Origin of the sequence: Gluconacetobacter sacchari, assembly GCF_014174255.1 — a bacterium.
Classification (GTDB): domain Bacteria; phylum Pseudomonadota; class Alphaproteobacteria; order Acetobacterales; family Acetobacteraceae; genus Gluconacetobacter; species Gluconacetobacter sacchari.
The window spans coordinates 61,478-80,607 of sequence record NZ_JABEQJ010000022.1 but is presented as its reverse complement, the minus strand read 5'-3'; the positions used below and the strand labels follow the sequence as shown (position 1 = coordinate 80,607).

Below are 19,130 nucleotides of genomic sequence, written 5' to 3'. Positions count from 1 at the left end.
CAAGCCCGTGCAGCCGCATCATCGCGACAACTTCCTCGGGTTGCAGCATCCCCGTTCCCCGCATCGTTCCAGACAATGCGGAAATCATGCTCTCTTCTTCCGTCATCGGTGTCCCTTTCAAAAACGAAGAGGGGTCAGTTCCTCATTGCGACAGGGGGTCACTTGCTCACTTCGCCTGACACGGGTCGACGTCGCGCGGACTCCTTCTGCTCCTGGAGCGCCTCCTCGACCTCAGTCTCCCATGCCGGCGGGAATTGGCCGTCGACATTCATATGGCCGAAACGCGCCGCCCGTATGCGGGCCCGCGCTATGTCGTCCGTCCGTTTTTCGAGTTTCTGCTCGAAACGCCGAATTGCGGATAGTATCATGCTTACCCTCATCCAATATTCATAAGATCACGCGCGCAATTCATCGACGTGGCGATCGAGTGAGAAAAAACGGTTGGCCACCTTTTTGATTTGTCGGCCCGCGTGGTTCCAGAAGCGCACGTCAACAGGGAAGCCGTCCTGTTGCAGTTGCGCGATCAATGGGCAGTATGCGTTGGTGCCAGAGACGATCGTGAAACTGTCGCCCTGCTTCGCGTTGCGATACGCGTCGCGCGCGACGGATAGCACGAGGCAGCTATCGCTCTTCCTGTCCTTGGCACTGGGAGTGCTTTCCTGAACAACGACCTCGAATCCGGATCTGGCTGCCTCTTCCCAGACATCGCCATTTGATTCGTTTCTGGATCCAAAGATGCGCGCGCGGGCGGTCGTGACGTCTGGAACCAGCAATCGATAAAGTTTGCCGAAGTCGATCCGGTATGACCGGTCGATAATCCTGCAGCCACGGGCTTCCTCGACCGAAGACGCCAGCCCTCTGCTCACAGCGCTCACGCGGGCGCCCTCGATCAAGAGGTTCGCGTTGTCCACATAGATGAAGTTCGTCATCTTCATACCGGCATGGGCGTCACATCGACCTCCACGATACCGTCGCTACCGTTTTCTCGGAGGAACCGAGAGACGCGGACTCACCGTCGCCAAGATTGATGGTCTGATGGAACTCGAAGCCCTGCCATTCCGGACGGTCGATCGTGCCAAGGGTGACGAAAGTCGAGTGGTCCATTTTCACGAGCCTCGTGTCCTTCACGTCGATTTTCAAAGTGACCTGACGGTTTGCGCCCGCGGTCGCGCTGACGGTCCCCCACACGCCATCGCGGAACATTTTCTTTACCGGCGCCGCTCCCTTACCTTTCCGGGCGATGATCTCCGCGATGTAGGGCGTTTCCGCAGACTGCGACCAGGGGAGCAAATCTCCGGATCGCGGGACGACCAGCGCGATCGTCTGGGCGCCCCCACGCAGGGTGATCGAGACCGTGCCGAGGGGTGCCGATGCATAATCGGAAGCGACACCTCCGGCGCCGTCCGCCGGCGGCGTCCGTGCGGGTTGCACAAGGGAGGGTGAACCTTTCGCGGGCCCGGCGACGGCGTTTGCGGGGCCGCATGCCGTTATGATCACAACCACGCCGGCAGCCACCAAAGCGTCGATGAATTGCATGATATCCTCTCCTCTCGCCGGGCCGAAAACCTGCGGGCGCGGTCTGCCTCGCCGTTTTCATCCTCCGATCGAGCGGTGAGAGTTCGCAGCGCTTTTCAAAAAAAACTTCGTTCGGCGGCCCTGGTGAGGTTTTCGTGTTCCGCCGCGGCGTTTGCGGCGGCGTCGGGCCTGGAGGGAAACCCGTAGGTTCGCGCGACCCAGGAGATATCGAGATCCCAGACCCGCTCGGACCGGTTGAGCCATTCATCCATTCGCGCCTGGACCAACGTCTGGCATGCCTGCATGCTCATGCCGTTGACGGCGGCCATATGGCGCAGCGCGGCCGCCTGTTTGCCGGACGTGGACGTCCTGCCCCAGTGGCGCACCCCGTGGCAGGCTGAGCATATCCCGGTGACGGTCTCCAGGCTCTGGACATTCGTCCGATCGTCGCAGGCCCAGACCTCGTCCGCTTCGACCGGCCAGTCAGCACCGATCATGCCGCAGATCCGGCATCGATATCCGCAATCACGATAGGCCTCGCGGCGGATTTGGTCCCAATGTTCGCGAGCGAGCAGGCTGCGCAGGTTCCAACCCCAGAGAGGCAGCGGTACGGGGCGAGGCTGTAGGAAAGGCGTGCTGAGATCCGGGCGGAACCGCGTTGGCAGGAAGCGTTTGAGCGGTTGCCACCGGCCGTCCGTCAGCCAGGATGCCGGGATGGCCAGACACCCGTAGCACTCCGCTTGCTTCGCGCCGAGATGTATGGCGAGGGGAGCAGCGGAATGGGGCACGCAAAGGGGAGTCCAGGCGGGACGGGTCATGGGCTGGCTCCTGAGCATGGAAAACTCTGCATCGTCTGCCGGCGCAGTTCGTAGCGCAGCCTTTGCAGCGAGCGGGCGAGGAATAGTTCGCCACGCTCCTCGCGGCGGCATTGCGCCAGAAGATACGCGCTGGCGCTACGCACGCGCGCGCCCTCGGCAATCCGGGTCGCAAGGATGGCGACGGCGGTAGCGGCGCGATATCGCCCCAACGTCAGGCAGGCTTCCGCCCAAATAGGTTGGGCCACGCCCAGCATGTGGGCGAGCATCTGCGCGCCATCGATGCAGGCTGTGGAATCAGGTCGTGCCGTCGCCACGCAGTCCCGCAGCGGCGGGCACAGGCGCAAAAGCACGGTCGGCGGCAGGTTGCTCTTGCGCCTGTCGTCGTCACGTCGCTGTGCAAAGCGGTCGCGGCCAAGCTCGCTCGATGCTCCGGCCGGAAGATCGGCCTTGCCGACGCCGCATTGCTCAATGCGAATTGGCGCGGCAGCGCGCGCCATACCTGTACTTTTCTTAATAAAGGACTCAGTATAGTGCCCGTCGTTTCCGCCGATCTTACCCGTCGTTTTTGATGTACACGGCTTCTCCTGATCGGCCGTGATCGGGCGCGCAAACCGGGCCGCGAGGCGTTCTGCCTGAACGGCAATCGCCTTGAGGGCATCGGGGTCGGTCAGTCGCCGGCGTCGTGACATGAGCCTGCGCATCTGCTCTTTCGCACTAGGCGCGTCCTCGGAGGCGCCGACGCCTACGATATTCTCCAGCAGGCGGAAATGGGATCGCGCGACATCCTCTCGGATCGCTTCGCATTCCGTCACCCTCTTCTCGTGATCGATGGCGGCCCGCCACCAGTCCGCCCAGGCATGCTGGATCGGGCTGAGATCGAGGTAGCCCCAACTTTGATTGCTGCCTCTCCTTGGTGCGCGCCGGTGGCAGTTCGGTCGGTCGAATGGCGCGACGAAGCCTCCTTCAGCCAGCCTCCGGATATTGCGGCGGATGGCGGTCTCCGTGACCGTGAGCTGTTCCATGAACCATTCGTTGTGGGCCCAACAGCGTGGCTGCCCGCCTTCCATCCAGTCGTCCGGACGAGTGCAGCGAATGGCTGCCAGCAGAAAGTCGCGTGTCGATCGCGTGAGCCCGACCAGGCGCCAGTGCTTCCCCAGGAAACCAAGCACTTCGCTCCTGGCGGGATAAGCGTCCGGTGCCAGGGCGCACCGGCGGATCGTCTCCAGCATCGCCGGCGTGAACCGGCGGGATGATGGTGGCAGCATCGGTTGTGAGGCGAAAGAAGCAGAAATCATATGCGCTCGGTCCAGCTAGGTGGGGGACCTGCCTCGACGAGGGGCCAAAACCCATCCGGAGAGCCGCAGAAAAACCTTGCATTCTGCGACGAAAGCCGCCAAAGATTCTCTCGTGAACAAAGCGTTTTTTGTTTTTTGTTGAGAATCTCTGCCTATTCGGTGAGTTGATTTGGCCCTTGTCTTTCCGGCGGGAACCGGTGAGGCAGGGGCTTCTTCTTTTTTCGGCGTCAGGGCATACGCAGCCCTCCCGAAATATCGACCGCGCTACGCATTGTAGACCGTCGCGGACGCGCCGCTTCCCATCCGCTGCGCCATGGTCTGGTAGTATTGACCGACCGTCCAGCCCGTCATGCCGTTGTTCTTCAGCGCTGTGCTCGACACGAACTGGCTCAACGGAGCGTCCGTGTTGCTGGCGCTGGCAATCGCGGCCCCTGCCGATGGCCCGAACATGTAGGCCCCGTATGTCTGAAGACTGGTGGCCGGCTGTCCGGTACTTTGCGATACCGCAGTCGCGTATTCGCTGATGATATGGCTCGCGACATCAGCCTGAGCGGTCGGATCGTCCCGGTCGGCCTCCGTGTAGGGCAGGTTGTAGCGGCTGACGGTGTCGTCCCAGGTGCCCTGTGTGATCTGCCACACTCCCTGCGCGCTGCTGGTACCATTGCCTACATTGGCAAAATGGCTCTCCACCTGCCCGAACGCAGCCAGCGTCGCGGGATTGATACCGTCGTTCGTGGCCGCGCTGATCGCGGCCGCGCCATAGCTCTGCGACTGAAGGGTCGACAGCGCATCAGTCGCCGTGCCGTCGCCGACCCAGGTGCCCGAAGGCGATGAGCCGGACGACGCCTCGCCTTCGGTCCCGTTGCCGGGGAAGGAGAAGTTCGGCGCTCCAGGCTCCAGGATCGTCGGCACGATCTGCGGCGGAACGCCGGCACCGCTGAGGGCGATGCCGGCCAGCACGATCACCGCGGGCCTAGCGCGGATAGTCATAGACGATCACGCCGTTCGGCCGCGCGCCGGTCACGACACAGTGGTGAGAGCCCGTTGGAACCAGGGGATGGAAGGGAATGAGATCCGTTTCCGGGATCCAACCGGCCCGCGTCGCCGTGTAAAAAACCTTGCGCCAGCCGTTCCGTTGCACATCAGTGACCGCCGCCTGCTGTGCAGCGGTGCCGATGACTGGCGAGTGGGCATCAGGTCGGAGATGGATATCTTCGGAGACGTTCGTGGTGCTCATGCAGATGGCAGGCGCTGCGAGCGGGCGCGGCGGAGGAAGTCGCGGGATTGAGGACTGGGGTGGCGGCGTCCCCCAGTCACGGTGCGGCATCTCGGCCTCATGCTGCTGCGACAGGCGGTCGAGGTCCGCCGCGGTCGGCGAGGTCTGTGCCTGGGCCGACGCGGCATAGGCGAACGCCAGCATCGTCAGGGTGGGAATCGCACAGCGGCGAATCGGGAGAGACATGTCGGCTCCTTGTCGGTGTCTAGGAGCCGATGAGAGGGTAAAACGGTGAGAGTTGCGGTACTCTCACCGTTCGCCCTGATACTCGCCGGAGCCACGAGACGAGAGGCCTCCGTCGATGAAGTTCCGTATCTGTCTGGTTTCCAGTCTATTTCTTCCCATTGCGGCCCATGCGGCGTCGCAATGTGCAGTATCGCCACCAGCAATTGACAGCTTGCCTGTTTCCCAGGCGGCAGCAGCGAATCGGTCGGCGCCGGTCCGAATCCTTCCGGTGCCACCCCTTCCACCCGGGACGGTCCGTCCGTTCACGACCGAAGAGATCTCGGCACTTCCTGCGCTAGCCGCGCTCGCCTCCGACGGAAGGATCCTGTGGCGGCTTGGGCCGCCCGTGGATGGCCTCCAGGGCGTGTTCGCGCGTAAGGGTGACCGGTATCAGGTCTACTATCTGGTGCTTGGCGGGAAGCACCTGGTCAGAGGTGAACTCTATGACCTGGACGGAACGAACGAAACACTGGCACTTCTGAGATCGGTTCCCGGCGCACTGCCAACCGTAAGGATCGGCCGCGACAGCGGCGTGGACGGTGGGCCTTCCGCTGGTACCGCCCCCTCGCTGCTTCTGGCGAAAGCGTATGGCGGAAGTATGGGCACGCCCGGCGCGCCACATGTCTGGATGATGATTGATCCGTTTTGTGGTCCATCGGTGCTGGCCTTGCGTGCGCTCACGCCTCTTGTCGAGGCCGGAAAGCTCCGCCTGACGCTCCTGCCGGTCTCCCTCAATGATTACGAGGACAAAGGCAGCAGCACTCGTGTGGCGCAGCTTCTGCTGTCGCTTCCGCCCGGTGAAGTCGCCGGCGCGTGGAACCGGATCATCGATCGCTGGTCGCACACCCAGGGGACGGTCGAGACGGACAGGTTATGGGCTTCAGACTGGGCGGCGCTCGTTCTGGCAGGACGGACGACGCCGGCCGGCGAGGATCGCACCAATGCTTCCCTGCACCTCGATGCGAACACGTCGATCGCTAACGACCTCGGCGTGAAAGGGACGCCGACCCTGTTCTGGGTGGACAGAAATGGACACACACAGCAGAGCGCGGGGGTTCCGGCCGACATCAACGGCATGGTCGCGGAGGCACGGCCATGAGCCCAGCCGGGAAGACACTGTGGCGCATGTTCTGGCCGAGCCGAGACGGACTTCGGTTCTGGGCCAGATGGCGACGGGGGGCCGGACGGGCACTCGCAGTTGACGGTATTCGCATCGGCGCTGACGCCCTCCGCGAGGCCAGGACGGATCTCGTCTCCGCCAACGCGTCGACCCCTGCTCTCCTGCCGTCACGCGAATACGCACGCCTCCTCAGGGCGACTTACCGCGCCTTCTGGCTCCAGGCCGCCTGGCTCCTGGTCATTTACGGGGCCTGGCTCACATTGCTGATCACGACCCATACGCGGCCCAGCTGGTTCTACACGATCGGTCTGGCCGCCTATTCTCTGTGCCACTGCATGTCGATGCTAATGGAAGTCGCCGCAAACTGGCGGCTGCGGAATCCTGAGACGCCTGGTTGGCAGGCGTTTCTCGCCGCCGGCGACGCAAGGTGGCCGACGCGGTCTTAGCTGGAACTGCTCGCGGAGATCCGGTTACGGAAGCGTTTCTATATCCGTCTGCCGAAACTCATCGTCTGTCGCCAGAATTGGGACGGAGTAATATTTTGCGCAGGCATAGTGCAGGCAATCGCCCAGATTCAGGCGACGTCGCCCGGAGCCAAATCGCTCGGCTGCCATCAGGGCCAAGCGTGTTGCTTCTATTGCAGGGGGCAGATCGCGGAGTTCGATATCCTGATCCTCGAGAAACTCAAGGACGAGGGGCTCGATCACTGCGACCGGGAGATTAAACTTGTCAGCGCGGCAAAGGCCAAGGACCGCCTCCAGCACAGCGACCGGGGATGTCATCCTTTTCCGGGACGCTGCCAGAGCGGCGGATATCCGATCCGCTTCCGGCTCGTCAGCCAGAAGGGCGATAATGGCGCAGGCATCGACGAACATCAGGCAACCGGACCCTCGGCTTCGCCCCACATGGTGTCGAAAACCAGGTTCGGTAGAGGCTTCCGCGTTTCCTCGGTGAGGGTCACAGCGTATTTTTCTCGTAACCGGGCTGCCGCCTGAGCAGGCGTATCGGCGAGCTTGCGTCGCGCAATCGCTTCTCTCATGGCGATCACGATGGCATCTGTGAGCCCTACCCCGGCAATCCGCGCGAATTTTCGCGTCAGGGCATCGGCTTCCGGGTTGTTGACATTCAGAGCCATAAGGACCACCTCAAATCTACATCGCCAATGTAGATTGGAACGAGGCAGGAGGCAAGGGATGGCCGCAGCGCGGCCGCGAAATCAAGTGCGCTCTGCCGCAGGATGCTTTATCCTGACGGTCCGACCAATCGCAGGAGGCCACGCCATGGGCGAGATTCTCTCTCCGATCGTCTCCGAGTTCGAGACGGTCGAACAGGAAGAGGCATACAACACCTGGCTTCGGGCAAAGGTCGCAGCGAGCTTGAGTGATCAAAGGCCGACAATTCCCCATGATGAGGTCATGGGAGAAATAGAGGCTATCATTGTCGCCGAAGAACAACGGCGCCGTTCCGCCTGATGCTGCTAATCGTTTGGCGCGACACCGCCCGAGCCGATCTCCGCCAGATTATCGCCGGAATTGCCGCTGAGAATCCTGTGGCCGCCAAGCGGCTCAGCGCTAGGCTTGGAACCGTGGTTTTACCCGTTTTTCAGGCCCGCAAGCTCCGGCGTTCAGGCCGGGGATAGGGCCTATGTTTGGTAGCATCTGCGAATATTATTTCGCCGTGGTCTACGATTTTCGCATCGTATTTCTTGTACTGGCAGACCATTTTGGGTAGACGCGTGGGATGATCCAGCGCAAGGCCAATATCTATCGGCTTTATCCAGATCCGGCACAGCGCGAGATGCTGTCCCGGATCTCGGGGGCCTGCCGGACGGTCTACAATCTGGCGCTGGAACAGCGGCGGGACTGGTGGCAACGCCACAAGGACAGAACCGGCAAATCAATCTCGTTTGCCGGGCAATGTCGGGAACTCACCGATCTGCGCCGGGACGTGGACTGGTTGCGAGAAGCGCCGATCCATCCGCTGCAACAGGCGTTGCGCGATCTCGACAGGGCCTATCAGAACTTCTTCTCCGGGCGCTCTGGCTATCCGTCGCCCCGTCGCAAGGGCCTGCACGACAGCTTCCGCTTTCCAGACCCCGCATCTCTGCGGGTGGAGCGAACCGGGAAGAAGACAGGTCGTGTTAAACTGCCCAAACTCGGATGGGTCGCTTTCCGAGGCTGGTATGATCTGCCGGGCGCGATCCGGACCATCACCATCTGCCGCCGGGGCGGGCAGTGGTTCGCGTCCGTCCAGTGGGAGCGCGAGGTCGAGGAGCCTGCGCCCACAGTTCTGGCTCCGGTCGGGATCGACATGGGCGTGGCCGTCTTCGCCGCCATGAGCAGCGGAGAGACCGTCGCGCCGGGAGACTTTGGCAGGAAGGCCCTGTGTGCGCTGCGCAAGGCGCAACGAGCCGTCTCCCGCAAAAGGAAGGGCAGCGCCAATCGGCGCAAGGCCGTGCGGCGGGTGCAGACCCTGCACGCCCGCGTGGCCAGCGCCCGCAAGGATTTCCTCCACAAGGTCAGCACGACCATCGCCAAGAGCCACGGCACGGTCGTTGTGGAGGCATTGCAGGTGCGGAACATGTCCGCATCCGCCAAAGGCACCGTCGATGAACCGGGCCGCAAGGTCCGGCAGAAGGCCGGGCTCAACCGCAGCATCCTCGATCAGGGATGGCGGCTGTTCCGCACCCTGCTGGGATACAAACTGGCCGAACGGGGTGGATCGCTCGTAGAGGTGCCCCCCGCCTACACCAGCCAGACCTGTTCGGCCTGCGAAAGCCTCGACCCGACCAGCCGGGTCAGCCAGGCACGCTTCGTCTGCACCACCTGCGGACACACCGAAAACGCGGATATCAACGCCGCGAAAAACATCCTACGGCGGGCGGACAGCCCGTTGAAGCCTGTGGAGGGACACCGCAACAAGCGGCCCGGCGAAGCAGGAAGCACCAGGAGGGCAGCTTAATGCACGCCCATCCCGGAACCATCGGCCTTCAGGCCGGTGAGCACGTCAGCACCCGTATCTTCATCCCAGAAGCGAGCGTGTTCCCGGCTTGCGCGAAATTGTCGCGTATCCGAACTACATCGTTTTGTATCGCGTCACGGCGACGGCGATCGAGATCGTCAGCGTCGTCCATGCCCGTCGGCAGTTTCCCGGTTAGTCGGCTCACGCGGCCGCCGACGTCGCAGCCGTGTCCAGCGGCACCAGCGCTCCGCGGTCGTGGTCCAGAACGATCTCGATGCTGACACGCGGTAAGCCCTCCTCGTCGGTCCATTTGCGCGTCTGGAGCACGCCCTCCAGGTAGGTTCTGCTGCCGTTGTGCAGCTTGTCGCGGGCCACCGCGACCAGATCTGGGTTGAAGACGACAATCCGATGCCGCTCGACGCGGACGCGTTCCGCTCCGGTCCTTCGGTCTTTCCATTTGTCGGACGTCGCGAGGTTGAACGAAACCATTGCCGATCCAGTGTGATTGATCCGGACCAGAGGCGCACCTTGGAGGGTGCCAATGAGAATCACTTTGTTGACGCAGCCGGTCATGACGGGGCTCCCATGGCTGCACGACATGCAGCCAGGCGCATTGAGTGCGCGATTGATCAGAAAACTGGACGGGTAGCCGGAGCTGCTTAGGCGCGAGCGCGCTCCAGGACGGCTCCGAGATCCACGCCGAACATGCTGGCGGCCGCGAGTTGCTCGCGGCCCGAGCGAGAGCCCTGGAGGGCGCGCACCAGCTTGATGGCCTGGGTCCAGTGGTGATCGGCGAGCGCCAACCGGGCACGGGATCTCGCTGCCGCGATAGCGGCCGCGATCTCGTTATGCTGATCGGTCTGGGAGAGCGCTGTCGGGCGGTAATCGGTCGACGGATCGCAGCCTTCCTCGATCGCCTGCGATTCCGCTATATGGAACGCAATCAAGGCGATACCGGGAGGGGCGAATCCTGCCGGAGGGTATTGCGCTGGGGCAGCGGATAGCCCCATAGCTATGGGTGCGCTGGTCATGAATTCATCCTTCATGTCTGGCGAAGTCCCGGTCTGGTGCTTCCAACACCGGCCGGGGCGCCTATGGAGAGCGCACGAGCTGCGCTCTCCTGGGACTCTATGGCCTCATTGCCACGGATTCAAATAATATTCGGACATCTCACGGTATTTCGGCTCGACCGCGTGGCTTTCGAGTCACAACACATGACAAGGTGCTTTCAAAACATCCGTGCGTGCAAAGTCATCGCCCTTGAACAATAGCGGGGCCCCCATCACCTTTGCGAGCGCATATGAAAAGCAGTCGCCGTAATTCAATTGGGCGGTATGGCCCGTTCCTCTACCAAACCTTATGTGCGCTTCTCGCGCCACCTGCGCCTGCTCTACTGTAACCGGCTCGATATGCATTCCGGCGATATCCAGAAACTCGTTCAGCCAATCCTCGGCCTTCTTCGGGTCAAGTTGCTTCAGCCCTCTCAGAACAAGGGACGCTTCCAGAACGGTTGCGGCGGAGATCGTCGGTTCTTCAGCTTGGCCAATGGCGACCGCAAAGCCTGCCGCGTCCGATTCCTGGCGGAAAATGGCGACAACGGCGGACGTGTCGACGACGATCACGTTGGTAGCCCGTTGTCGTCGTAACCAAGGATCACGTCTGGATCGGTCTCCGGACGGTCGGGAATCGCGGCAAAGCGCTGCCCAATAGCCATCAAGCGCGCTGCGACATCGAATTGACGGCCGCGACGTTTCGTTTGGCGGTCTAACCGCTCTCGCAGTGCAACGGTCACGGCGGCCGTCAAGCTTTCGCCAGTCAAACGAGCAAGCTCTGACGCCAGCCTGTGTGCTTCGTCATTTTTGATATTGAGATGCATGATGATACCGGATGGTAGAACCTCCCGCTCATTCTACCAATCCACGATACACTTATCAAGCGTCTAAAAGGTGCCTGTCTGCGCCGCCTTGCTCTGGATCGACCACGGGGCATGCTCGTAATCCGGCCGCCCTGCATCGATGACGGGATCGCCAGGACGGTCGATCGACCCAAGCCTGGTCGCCACGGCGGGGGACCAGGTCGCCGGCGTTGAGCCATACGAAGCGTACGGATCAAAGTGCGCGTGAGCAGTCGGCGGCGGCGCAGGCCCACGCGGCGGAACATTCGAGACGTTTCCCGAGGCGCAAGCCGCGAGCGTTGCTCCAGTGAGACCGAGACGCGGATGTGATCGCGTCTGGAACCAGGGCCTAATTAGGGAGCAAGCCTGAGTTGGCGGTTAGGCATAAAGGCGCCCGTCCCACCATATGGGCTCCGGCAAGTCGAACGTGATCATTCCGGCATCCGGATGGCGCGGATTAACGAGAATGTTGCGTTCGATCCTTGCCGGGATAGATGGCACGAGCAAGAGAGCGCTACGTTCGTCGTGAACCCATTTTTCACCGTACCGCTTGCAACGCATTTCATCAGCTGCGTCCCAGCCGGGGTAGTCGGCCGTCTGGAAGACTTCGTAAGAGACGCCGGGCGGTATCGTTATTTTTATATAGTGCTGGTTTGGTGGAAGAACTGAATTGGCATGCACAAGTTTTTCAAGCATCGCCGTCGAATAATGCTCGGAGGTGTAAATCACAGGACTGAGTTCAGTATTCCATCTGCCGGGGTATAGGCGTGAACCTTCCGAGTCAAAGATGGGAAATTCGCCCATCGGGTCTCCAATGCGGAAGCAATACAAAACTCGGTCCGTCCGCACTTAAACCCCGCCTCCGTATGCGGCTCGGCCAAGGAGATTGATCACAGCGTCACTCCCTGCACTGTTGCTCACCGCCACATCGATCGGCGCTCGATTTTCCAACATCATGTGCGGGCGCGCCATGAACGTGCGGACCTGCTCTGGAGAACGGTAGATACTCAACGCGAAAGCATAAACCTTCGCCAACCGCGCTACATTGTCACCTTCCTCGGGCGTCAGTTTATTCGACGAGCGCCTGCGGCGCTCCAAAGTAGCCTTGGGCACAAGCCGATACTTAAACTGGGCGTCGTCTGGCGCAATCGCACTGACCAGACTGTCCAAAGCCGACACCGGCAACCCCTCCTCGATTGACCGAACAAGGCCCAATCTCGAATGGACGCCAATTCCGGGAACGCCAAGTACCGCGTCAATTGTATCCGACAACATGACTTCACCTCACATGAGATGAATATGCGCTTCAAGTGGCGCGCAATCAAGAGCCCCTTCAGAATGTTCCGGCTTGGGCGGCCTTGCTCTGGATCGACCACGCCGCATGCTCATAATCCGGGCGGCCGGCATCGATTACGGGATCGCCAGGACGATCGATCGACCCAAGCCTGGTCGCCACGACCGGCGACCAGGTCGCCGGCGTTGAGCCATAGGAGGCATACGGATCAAAGTGCGCGTGAGCAGTCGGCGGCGGCGCAGGCCCACGCGGCGGGATATTCGAGACGTTTCCCGAGGCGCAAGCCGCGAGCGTTGCTCCAGTGAGACCGAGACCAAGCACGCGAAAAAGTCTCACGCAGCACGCACCATCAGACGCTGGTGCAGCACCTCGTTCTCCTTTTCCAATTCGGCAATGCGCTTCTCGCGCTCGGCCGCCCGCGCCTCATGCCACGCGTCCAGGTCCTCAGCATGCTTCTTCGCATTGGCCAGGTTCTCAGCGCGGACCTTGAGAGTATCCTCAGCCCAATCCCGCCACGCCGCTGCGCTATCGAGTTCCTGCCGCTGCCTGTCCACCAGATCAGCGAGGTAAAGACAGTGCGCCCGCACCTCAGCATAAGCCTGCGGCGAAACGCCCTGCTGACCTTGGCCACGGTTGATCTGCCGCAGGTTGCTCCGAATATCGAGAAGGACCTTGTATTCGAACGTATCCAACGCTCCCTCCTCTTTCTCTTTGCTTACTTGCGCTGCGAGGACCGCATGATAGCGCGCGTCGTGCTATCAATACCACGATCTGCAGCGCTGTCTTCGCCTTTTTTACCCCCGCCACCGCCACCGCTTCCCGTGTTCGTGTCTCCGGGTGAAATCACGTCCTGGGTCGCCTTTCTTACGCCCTCGAGCGCCTTATCCTGCGACTTGAAGGTGCCCGACCCGCTGCTCTGCTCGACGAAATCGTCATGGTTGACACGCCCGACAGTCTGGAAGCTCACGAATTCGACCGCATGATGCGGGATCGTGGAGATGAGCCGGAAACACACATGCGCCCACTTGATCTCGGCGGCCACGAAAAGGCAGAGCATCACGAGCGCGCCGATCAGATTGTCGAGGAAAAAGCCTCGCTCCAGGGTAAACGCGGCCGCAATCGAGAACGACTTCATAAGGAACCACGACCCCGCGCCAAACAGGACGTAGCTTATCTGCAAGGCGATCAGCATCAGGGCGGGACGGAAAACTACGTTGAAGAGGAACTCGTATCCCTTCTGCCCCCGCCCATGCATCCCCTCGCCCTGTAGCACGGCGTGGGAGAGCCCCCAGAAGGGAACGGTGACGATCATCTCCACCGCCATGACCAGCCAGCCCATGACGCCCGAGTAGAAATAGAGAACCGGGATCATCGGCAGGACATAGGCCATAAACACGCCAGGGATGAACAGCGCCATCAGCAGCGCGCTGACGGCGCTTCCCATGTTGGCGAGTATCTGCCCTCCAACCAGGGCTGCCATGGACACCGCAGCGCCGGGGATATCACCCACCACGGCGTTGCCCACGACCGACAGAAGCTCACCCGCGCGTCCAACCTTTGACGATAGCAAGGAAATCCCTATCTGCGTCACGACGGCCGTATGGATCAGGAGGTGCCCAAGGGAGATCTGCGATGCCAGCGGATCGGTCCAACCGCTTCCGGCCGACGGTGCCGCAAAGAGCGACATGACGACGTTCAGCAACCGTTCGTTCAGGTGCAACTTTCGCAGGATCCAGTCCAAAGGGGAGGACGATGCCGACGGTTCCCCCGGAGAGGAGTTGGCTTCCAGGTCCGGAAGCTGCCCCGTCACGCTGGAGTTGTCGAACAAGGAGAGCCGTTCATCTTGCTCGTCCTGGTAGCTGTCGAGCGCCTGAACGAAGGGCGCGATATCCGTGGCGAGATACCCGCCCAAGCCATTGTAATTCGGACTCACGACTTCCGGCGAGATCGCGGCGAGGGATAGGATCTGCGAGTTCAGGCGGGCGATCTCCAGATAGTAGGAGCCTGCCCCGGTCCAGCCGAGGCGCCGCATTTCCGCGATCCCGGGATCGCTGTCCCGTCCCTTCCCGGTGCGTACGGACGAAATTGCGGACGAGACAGCCGCCATTGTGCTCTGCCCGTAAGCATTCGCTTCGGTCTGTAGGACGGCGTCGAGTTTCCGCAGGACCGAGGAATCCTTTTTTTTCCACATCTCCTGTGCGATCGGGGCGACCGAGGAGCGAACGTCGGTCACCAGCTTGTCAAGCGCAGCCATCTCGGCCGAACTGACGTCCGGCAACGAAAGATAGCTGGTCGCGTCGGTTCCCAAAGCCGGGAAGCTGATCGAAACACCACCACAGGCCGGCCGGCCGAACCCGTTCCCGTCCGCCAAGGCGTACCGATACGTGCGTCCGACAGCGACGGAGACGGAGGTGACATGATTGGATCCTGACGACGGAATAGGCACGAATTTGTCATTGTTCGACGCCGCGTTCAGGAGAGCCCGGCAAAACTCCGATGCGATCACGCCCTGAACCACAGCGCGTGTTCCGGGAGATGACGGCGTAGCCAGGGGAAGGGCCTTCGGGCCGATCAGATCGATCATGGTGTTGTTTTCCGCGCGGGCGAGGCCAATCGCGCCGCGCAGCAGCTGCTTGACGCCCATCATGCCGAGAGTCAGGCCGCCGACTCCCGGAACCGGAATCATCAACGCGCTCATCACGACCAGCCTTGGCAACAGGAAGCCGTTGAAGCCGCTGGCTATGACTTTGCCGCTTTCCATGATCGCGTGCGTTCGTACAAAAAGCGCATAGAGCAGCCAGCCGCCGGCGACACCCGTGATGCCCAGGGCAATCAGGCCGAGAGAGCCGGCGATGACATTGTTGGTCCCGCTGGTCGGGATCAGGGAGTCGAGAACGGAGAGCGTCCAGTCGTCGCCGGCGTCGAAACTCCAGGCGGCGGTCGTCGACGTCCCCGTCGTGGACTGGGCGTGCGCCATCCCGATCGAGAGTGCCGAGAAGATCAGGAACGGGATGATGCTGCGCCGCATGACGGGCTCCTTTTGGTGCCGGACCTAACGGGTCATGCTGGTGTCTTGGTCCTGCTCGGCGCTGCGGCCTCGCACCTTGTCGACGAGCGTCTTCACCTTCTTGAAAACGGCCTGGACCTTCTCCTTCACGCTTTGAAAGAAGTTCTTCCCCTCCTCCTTGGAGGGGATGCCACGCAGGCGGTTCTGGAGGCGGTCGGATTGCTCATGCAAGCTGTCGAATGCCGGATCATCGAGCGGGCGCCGAGCTGCCGTTGCAGCCTTCTCAAAGGCGGTGTGTGCATCGGCAAACTGCTCGACCTGTTTCTCAAGACGGTCGTATGCGGCGCCAAGGGTCGGCCGTCCCTTCAACTGCGTGTCGAGCATTTCACGGATATCTTCCGCGCGGCCGCCTTTGCGCATCTCGGCAATCACGGAGGACCGAGGCAAGCCGGTCTTCGCGATCATCCCTTCGATTGCGCCGGTGATTTCCTTTTGCTCGGCGAACATGTCCTTGATCGCCTGGTCGAGCGATTTTTGTGAGTCGTGCAGTCGCTTCGCGGCCGCGTCGATGGACACGGGCGCAGGCGCCGCCTGGTTCTGCTCTTGCGCCTGAGCTGGCTTCGATAGCTTCCTAAGGGCACCAAGCAATGTGCCACGGGGCGCGAACTTGATGCCCTCGGCTCCCAGTGCGGCGATCTCCCTCGTATAGGGGTCGTTGCCGGCGGGCTGAGCACTTTGGACAACGGCGGGCTCGGGATCACGTCCGGCCTGATCCGACTGGCGCTGCGTGTCGCTTTGGTTCGGGGCGTTGCGCTCAGACTTTTCTCCCGCGGCGCCCGGCTTGCCAGCCGCCCGCGTCTGCTGTCCCTGCCGGGCCTTGTCCGCCTCGGACTGCCCACGGCGTTCTTCCTCGCCCTGCCGAACCTGATCCTGCTTCTGCTCGGCCTGGTTGCCCTGCCCCTCATCGGCCCGCGTCGCTGCGGCATCATGCGCCGGCTGCTGACCCGCGACCGCCTCCTGCGACGCGGCCGTTTGACCTAATTCCGCCGCCGCCGGCGCTGAATGCTGCTGCGCGCCCTGGTCAACCGACGTGGCAGCGCCGGTGGCAGGCGTACCATCCACGTCAGCGTCGAGGCTCGCCTGATATCCCGGATCGTCGAACTGATCTGGCTGCTCCTGGCCGGCTTCGGGCCCGACACCCTGCGCCGGTTCGACCGGTGCAGGTGCAGGTGCAGGTGCAGGTGCAGGTGCAGGTGCAGGTGCAGGTGCAGGTGCAGGTGCAGGTGCAGGTGCAGGTGCAGGTGCAGGTGCAGGTGCAGGTGCAGGTGCAGGTTCGATAACCGCGTTGGAACGGTCAAGCAGATATTCGAGCACGCCAACGCGCTTGATGGCGGCCGCCCGATCCTGCTCCTCGCTGGGCTGCGCAGCCATTGTCATGGCCTCCCTGCGGATCGCGTGGGCCAGCGACCGGTCGGGAATCTGCTCGGCCTGAGCCAGCAACGCCTGCATGTCGTGATTGACCAGGCCGGGATATTGGCCCCGCCGCGCCTCCGCTTCCTGCCGAAGGTCGAGCGGCACATAAAGGGACGCGCCCGCCGCATGATGGCGGGTCCAGTCCGACACCAGCCAGAGCGCCTGGGTCCGGAACGCAGCGTCCTGTGTGGCACCCTCCTTGCGGCTCGCCTCGATCAGGCGATCAAGCTCCTCCGCCATGATGCGCTGCTCTGGCGGCAGCCCGTCATTGAGCTTCTTCAGATGCTCCAGAAAATCGACCAGCCCGTCGCGCGGCTGCTGGCCACTATCTTCAGCCATGGTTCTGTTTCCTACCTACTGGATTTCTGGGGTGGGCATCGTCGCGGCGTGGGCGAGATGATCTTCGGCGCCTGTGGCGATCAATCTGGCGACGCCAAGCGCAAGCTGCTGCTCGAGCTTCAGCCGCTGCCATGACAACCAGTTCTGCTGGGCCTGCATGAGGGCGAGCTGGACCAGCACCGACTTCTGCGGCATCGCCTGTAGGTCCATCTGCCATTGCTGGCCGCTGTAACGGCGATTGACCTCGATCTCGGTCACTTCCCAGTTCGAGGCGCGGCCGGTCGCCGGCAGCCCGTCGTGAGCGGCCTCCTGCTTCTGCGCGTCCGTCAGGGCCACAGTCGGGGTATGCCAGGAGAAGATCTCCGCTCCGACCCGGTTCGCAAGCGCCATCGCGGCATCGTATGAGCGACGTTGCGGCAGCATGTTCTGCCCGGCCGCGGAACTACGCTGGGCCTTTCGCAATGCCGCAGGCGCGGCGGGCTGGATCAGATTGTGCAGATAAGCGTTCGCGGCATCACGATCAGAGGCCTTTTCCAACGTCGCGTTGTCGATCACACCGGTTGCACTGATGTCGGCATCCTTGAGACCCCCTTGCGCAACCGTGCAGAGCCCTGCCTCCGCGTCAGCATCGTCACAATAGGTGGCAAAATGCGCCTGGTTCGACGCCTGGGCACTCTGTGCGCTACCCTCCCAGGCAGGATACCCAGGCGCTCCTATGCTCCGAAGCGTATTTCCGTTGCCGAGAGCCTGTGCCACTTGCTGCGCGTTGCGCACAGCAATGACCTGTGCCTGGCCGCCCTGTAGATTCAGGCAGTCCTCCCGGTTCGTCGTATGGTCATCGCGCACCTGGACGTTCCTCAGATCACGAAGAGTCTGCGCCTGGACGATGTTGTTAGCATTTGCGATCTGCTCCTGCGCACCGATCTGGGCCTTCAGGTTATTTGAGAGCTGAGTAAACCCCTGCCCCGTGAGACTGTTCAATGCGGAAAGACCGCTCTGAACCGCCTTCTGGACCTCCCCGATGGCACCATTCATGAGCTTCGACATCGAATTGACGGCCGCGACGATGGCGGCACCGTCGAAGCCGAATGCATTGGCCGGCCGCATGCCCCCGAGCGAAAGCCCGAGCACCAACCCGAGTCCGAGAAAGGCGGAGGAACCCGTAACCCTGACTAGGAAACGCATCGCCTATTGCCTCTCCACGCTCACGCCGGACTCGTTACCGATTAGGTCGATCGAATAGCCATCGGGCAATGTTCGATAACCATCGGTGTTCCATTGGGAGACGCCACTGGTATTGGTCGACGTCGAAATGAGGCTGTCGCCGCCTCCACCGAGGTTCAACGCCGGGCAGATTGTCCCTGAGCCGGCGCCTAGGCCGAGCCCGAAATTCGAATTGAGCCCGGTAATGTTGAGACCGCACTGGGCGCTGCCACGCAGGCTGTTCCATTCGCTGGTGATGGCTTCGCAGAACTTCCCCGCAACACTCTGCACGAGTTTGGATGGATCGAGACCACTCGTCAGGACATCAATGCCTATGCCCTGGAAGAAATTGCCAAGGCAGGTGAACTTGCTGATGTCCTCGGGCTGATGGATCGTCGCATCGTCGGCCTTTTCGGTCGCCGCCATGCCGTCCAGCCCGGCCTGGACGAGCTTGTCACATCCATCGTCGGCATGGCCGGACGGCGCCGCCATCAGCAGAGCCCCAGCCACCAATCCCATCCTTACCGCGCAAGTAATCACACGCATGCAAAATGCCCCAACCGATCCGCAAGAATGGTGACATGAGACGGTGAGAGTTGCGCGCGCTCCGGCATACTTTTCTTTTCCGGTCCCGATGCGGTTCGAAAAATACGCGTAAAAATCGTGGAGTACAAAAATGGACACACATCACGAAAACGTGATCTAGGACC

The 19,130-nt window shown here is 62.0% G+C and carries 23 protein-coding genes and 1 pseudogene; 4 read left to right on the top strand and 20 right to left on the bottom strand.

What is annotated here, in order from left to right:
- Positions 1-395 precede the first annotated feature (395 nt).
- From HLH48_RS15810 to HLH48_RS15785, 6 genes are all read right to left on the bottom strand, one after another.
- Positions 396-929 carry an NYN domain-containing protein gene (locus HLH48_RS15810; protein WP_182998451.1) on the bottom strand — a complete coding sequence of 178 codons (534 nt, stop codon included), beginning with the start codon at positions 927-929 and terminating at the stop codon, positions 396-398.
- A gap of 19 nt (positions 930-948) precedes the next feature.
- Positions 949-1,536 carry a hypothetical protein gene (locus HLH48_RS15805; RefSeq protein WP_182998450.1) on the bottom strand — a complete coding sequence of 196 codons (588 nt, stop codon included), beginning with the start codon at positions 1,534-1,536 and terminating at the stop codon, positions 949-951.
- Between the two features lie 95 nt (positions 1,537-1,631).
- Complete coding sequence (locus tag HLH48_RS15800) at positions 1,632-2,012, bottom strand: hypothetical protein (protein WP_182998449.1); 381 nt, start codon at positions 2,010-2,012, stop codon at positions 1,632-1,634.
- Between the two features lie 317 nt (positions 2,013-2,329).
- Positions 2,330-3,628: a replication initiation protein RepC gene (gene repC / locus HLH48_RS15795; protein ID WP_182998448.1), complete on the bottom strand. Its 1,299-nt coding sequence runs from the start codon at positions 3,626-3,628 to the stop codon at positions 2,330-2,332.
- Positions 3,629-3,892: 264 nt separating this feature from the next.
- On the bottom strand, positions 3,893-4,618 hold the full coding sequence (locus HLH48_RS15790; protein ID WP_220795151.1) for a transglycosylase SLT domain-containing protein: 726 nt from the start codon (positions 4,616-4,618) through the stop codon (positions 3,893-3,895).
- Positions 4,602-5,090 (bottom strand): hypothetical protein, encoded by a 489-nt coding sequence (locus HLH48_RS15785; RefSeq protein WP_182998447.1) that lies wholly within the window; start codon positions 5,088-5,090, stop codon positions 4,602-4,604. Before HLH48_RS15785 ends, HLH48_RS15790 begins: the two co-directional genes overlap by 17 nt.
- A 115-nt stretch (positions 5,091-5,205) precedes the next feature.
- Between HLH48_RS15785 and HLH48_RS15780 the strand changes: the two genes are divergently transcribed.
- Positions 5,206-6,228: a hypothetical protein gene (locus HLH48_RS15780; protein ID WP_182998446.1), complete on the top strand. Its 1,023-nt coding sequence runs from the start codon at positions 5,206-5,208 to the stop codon at positions 6,226-6,228.
- A 491-nt stretch (positions 6,229-6,719) separates the two neighbouring features.
- Here HLH48_RS15780 and HLH48_RS15775 read toward each other — a convergent pair whose 3' ends face one another.
- The gene (locus HLH48_RS15775) at positions 6,720-7,124 is read right to left on the bottom strand and encodes a type II toxin-antitoxin system VapC family toxin (protein ID WP_182998445.1); all 405 of its coding nucleotides are present in this window, start codon (positions 7,122-7,124) and stop codon (positions 6,720-6,722) included.
- Complete coding sequence (locus HLH48_RS15770; RefSeq protein ID WP_182998444.1) at positions 7,124-7,384, bottom strand: type II toxin-antitoxin system VapB family antitoxin; 261 nt, start codon at positions 7,382-7,384, stop codon at positions 7,124-7,126. The genes HLH48_RS15775 and HLH48_RS15770 overlap by 1 nt, the downstream gene beginning before the upstream one ends.
- A gap of 145 nt (positions 7,385-7,529) precedes the next feature.
- On the opposite strand from HLH48_RS15770, the gene relB reads away from it, so the two are divergent.
- The 3 genes and pseudogenes from relB to HLH48_RS23680 form a co-directional block, all read left to right on the top strand.
- Positions 7,530-7,721 carry a type II toxin-antitoxin system RelB family antitoxin gene (gene relB / locus HLH48_RS15765; RefSeq protein ID WP_182998443.1) on the top strand — a complete coding sequence of 64 codons (192 nt, stop codon included), beginning with the start codon at positions 7,530-7,532 and terminating at the stop codon, positions 7,719-7,721.
- 268 nt (positions 7,722-7,989) lie between these two features.
- Positions 7,990-9,210: an RNA-guided endonuclease InsQ/TnpB family protein gene (locus tag HLH48_RS15760; protein ID WP_182998442.1), complete on the top strand. Its 1,221-nt coding sequence runs from the start codon at positions 7,990-7,992 to the stop codon at positions 9,208-9,210.
- Positions 9,211-9,280: 70 nt separating this feature from the next.
- Positions 9,281-9,406: pseudogene (locus HLH48_RS23680) on the top strand (type II toxin-antitoxin system RelE/ParE family toxin); the annotation flags it as partial.
- A 5-nt stretch (positions 9,407-9,411) separates the two neighbouring features.
- Here HLH48_RS23680 and ssb read toward each other — a convergent pair.
- The 12 genes from ssb to HLH48_RS15695 form a co-directional block, all read right to left on the bottom strand.
- Positions 9,412-9,783 carry a single-stranded DNA-binding protein gene (gene ssb, locus HLH48_RS15750; protein WP_182998441.1) on the bottom strand — a complete coding sequence of 124 codons (372 nt, stop codon included), beginning with the start codon at positions 9,781-9,783 and terminating at the stop codon, positions 9,412-9,414.
- A gap of 86 nt (positions 9,784-9,869) precedes the next feature.
- Positions 9,870-10,256: a hypothetical protein gene (locus tag HLH48_RS15745; RefSeq protein ID WP_182998440.1), complete on the bottom strand. Its 387-nt coding sequence runs from the start codon at positions 10,254-10,256 to the stop codon at positions 9,870-9,872.
- 159 nt (positions 10,257-10,415) lie between these two features.
- Positions 10,416-10,832 (bottom strand): type II toxin-antitoxin system VapC family toxin, encoded by a 417-nt coding sequence (locus HLH48_RS15740; protein ID WP_182998439.1) that lies wholly within the window; start codon positions 10,830-10,832, stop codon positions 10,416-10,418.
- Positions 10,829-11,086: a type II toxin-antitoxin system VapB family antitoxin gene (locus tag HLH48_RS15735; protein WP_182998438.1), complete on the bottom strand. Its 258-nt coding sequence runs from the start codon at positions 11,084-11,086 to the stop codon at positions 10,829-10,831. Before HLH48_RS15735 ends, HLH48_RS15740 begins: the two co-directional genes overlap by 4 nt.
- Before the next feature lie 63 nt (positions 11,087-11,149).
- A complete protein-coding gene (locus HLH48_RS23575; RefSeq protein WP_264812328.1) occupies positions 11,150-11,272 on the bottom strand; it encodes a hypothetical protein in 123 nt (40 codons plus the stop codon).
- A 210-nt stretch (positions 11,273-11,482) separates the two neighbouring features.
- Positions 11,483-11,953, bottom strand: coding sequence for an RES family NAD+ phosphorylase (locus tag HLH48_RS15725; RefSeq protein WP_343065428.1), 471 nt, complete (start codon positions 11,951-11,953; stop codon positions 11,483-11,485).
- Positions 11,954-12,379, bottom strand: a complete 426-nt coding sequence (locus HLH48_RS15720) for an antitoxin Xre-like helix-turn-helix domain-containing protein (protein WP_182998436.1) — start codon at positions 12,377-12,379, stop codon at positions 11,954-11,956.
- 351 nt (positions 12,380-12,730) lie between these two features.
- On the bottom strand, positions 12,731-13,090 hold the full coding sequence (locus tag HLH48_RS15715) for a hypothetical protein (RefSeq protein WP_182998435.1): 360 nt from the start codon (positions 13,088-13,090) through the stop codon (positions 12,731-12,733).
- 23 nt (positions 13,091-13,113) lie between these two features.
- On the bottom strand, positions 13,114-15,426 hold the full coding sequence (locus HLH48_RS15710) for a DotA/TraY family protein (protein WP_182998434.1): 2,313 nt from the start codon (positions 15,424-15,426) through the stop codon (positions 13,114-13,116).
- Positions 15,427-15,450: 24 nt separating this feature from the next.
- Entirely contained in the window at positions 15,451-17,217 is a 1,767-nt protein-coding gene (locus HLH48_RS15705) for a hypothetical protein (protein WP_182998457.1), read from the bottom strand.
- 15 nt (positions 17,218-17,232) lie between these two features.
- On the bottom strand, positions 17,233-18,402 hold the full coding sequence (locus HLH48_RS15700; protein ID WP_182998433.1) for a hypothetical protein: 1,170 nt from the start codon (positions 18,400-18,402) through the stop codon (positions 17,233-17,235).
- A gap of 3 nt (positions 18,403-18,405) precedes the next feature.
- Entirely contained in the window at positions 18,406-18,930 is a 525-nt protein-coding gene (locus HLH48_RS15695; protein ID WP_182998432.1) for a hypothetical protein, read from the bottom strand.
- Positions 18,931-19,130: the final 200 nt, after the last annotated feature.

Bases quoted from the DNA above. Each gene is read 5' to 3' on its own strand.
- HLH48_RS15785 (WP_182998447.1), bottom strand. From the start codon at position 5,090: ATGTCTCTCCCGATTCGCCGCTGTGCGATTCCCACCCTGACGATGCTG.
- HLH48_RS15790 (WP_220795151.1), bottom strand. From the start codon at position 4,618: ATGACTATCCGCGCTAGGCCCGCGGTGATCGTGCTGGCCGGCATCGCC.
- HLH48_RS15700 (WP_182998433.1), bottom strand. From the start codon at position 18,402: ATGCGTTTCCTAGTCAGGGTTACGGGTTCCTCCGCCTTTCTCGGACTC.
- HLH48_RS15720 (WP_182998436.1), bottom strand. From the start codon at position 12,379: ATGTTGTCGGATACAATTGACGCGGTACTTGGCGTTCCCGGAATTGGC.
- HLH48_RS15705 (WP_182998457.1), bottom strand. From the start codon at position 17,217: ATGGCTGAAGATAGTGGCCAGCAGCCGCGCGACGGGCTGGTCGATTTT.
- HLH48_RS15800 (WP_182998449.1), bottom strand. From the start codon at position 2,012: ATGATCGGTGCTGACTGGCCGGTCGAAGCGGACGAGGTCTGGGCCTGC.
- HLH48_RS15775 (WP_182998445.1), bottom strand. From the start codon at position 7,124: ATGTTCGTCGATGCCTGCGCCATTATCGCCCTTCTGGCTGACGAGCCG.
- HLH48_RS15735 (WP_182998438.1), bottom strand. From the start codon at position 11,086: ATGCATCTCAATATCAAAAATGACGAAGCACACAGGCTGGCGTCAGAG.
- HLH48_RS15760 (WP_182998442.1), top strand. From the start codon at position 7,990: ATGATCCAGCGCAAGGCCAATATCTATCGGCTTTATCCAGATCCGGCA.
- HLH48_RS15770 (WP_182998444.1), bottom strand. From the start codon at position 7,384: ATGGCTCTGAATGTCAACAACCCGGAAGCCGATGCCCTGACGCGAAAA.
- HLH48_RS15780 (WP_182998446.1), top strand. From the start codon at position 5,206: ATGAAGTTCCGTATCTGTCTGGTTTCCAGTCTATTTCTTCCCATTGCG.
- ssb (WP_182998441.1), bottom strand. From the start codon at position 9,783: ATGACCGGCTGCGTCAACAAAGTGATTCTCATTGGCACCCTCCAAGGT.
- repC (WP_182998448.1), bottom strand. From the start codon at position 3,628: ATGATTTCTGCTTCTTTCGCCTCACAACCGATGCTGCCACCATCATCC.
- relB (WP_182998443.1), top strand. From the start codon at position 7,530: ATGGGCGAGATTCTCTCTCCGATCGTCTCCGAGTTCGAGACGGTCGAA.
- HLH48_RS15710 (WP_182998434.1), bottom strand. From the start codon at position 15,426: ATGCGGCGCAGCATCATCCCGTTCCTGATCTTCTCGGCACTCTCGATC.
- HLH48_RS15745 (WP_182998440.1), bottom strand. From the start codon at position 10,256: ATGAAGGATGAATTCATGACCAGCGCACCCATAGCTATGGGGCTATCC.
- HLH48_RS15810 (WP_182998451.1), bottom strand. From the start codon at position 929: ATGACGAACTTCATCTATGTGGACAACGCGAACCTCTTGATCGAGGGC.
- HLH48_RS15805 (WP_182998450.1), bottom strand. From the start codon at position 1,536: ATGCAATTCATCGACGCTTTGGTGGCTGCCGGCGTGGTTGTGATCATA.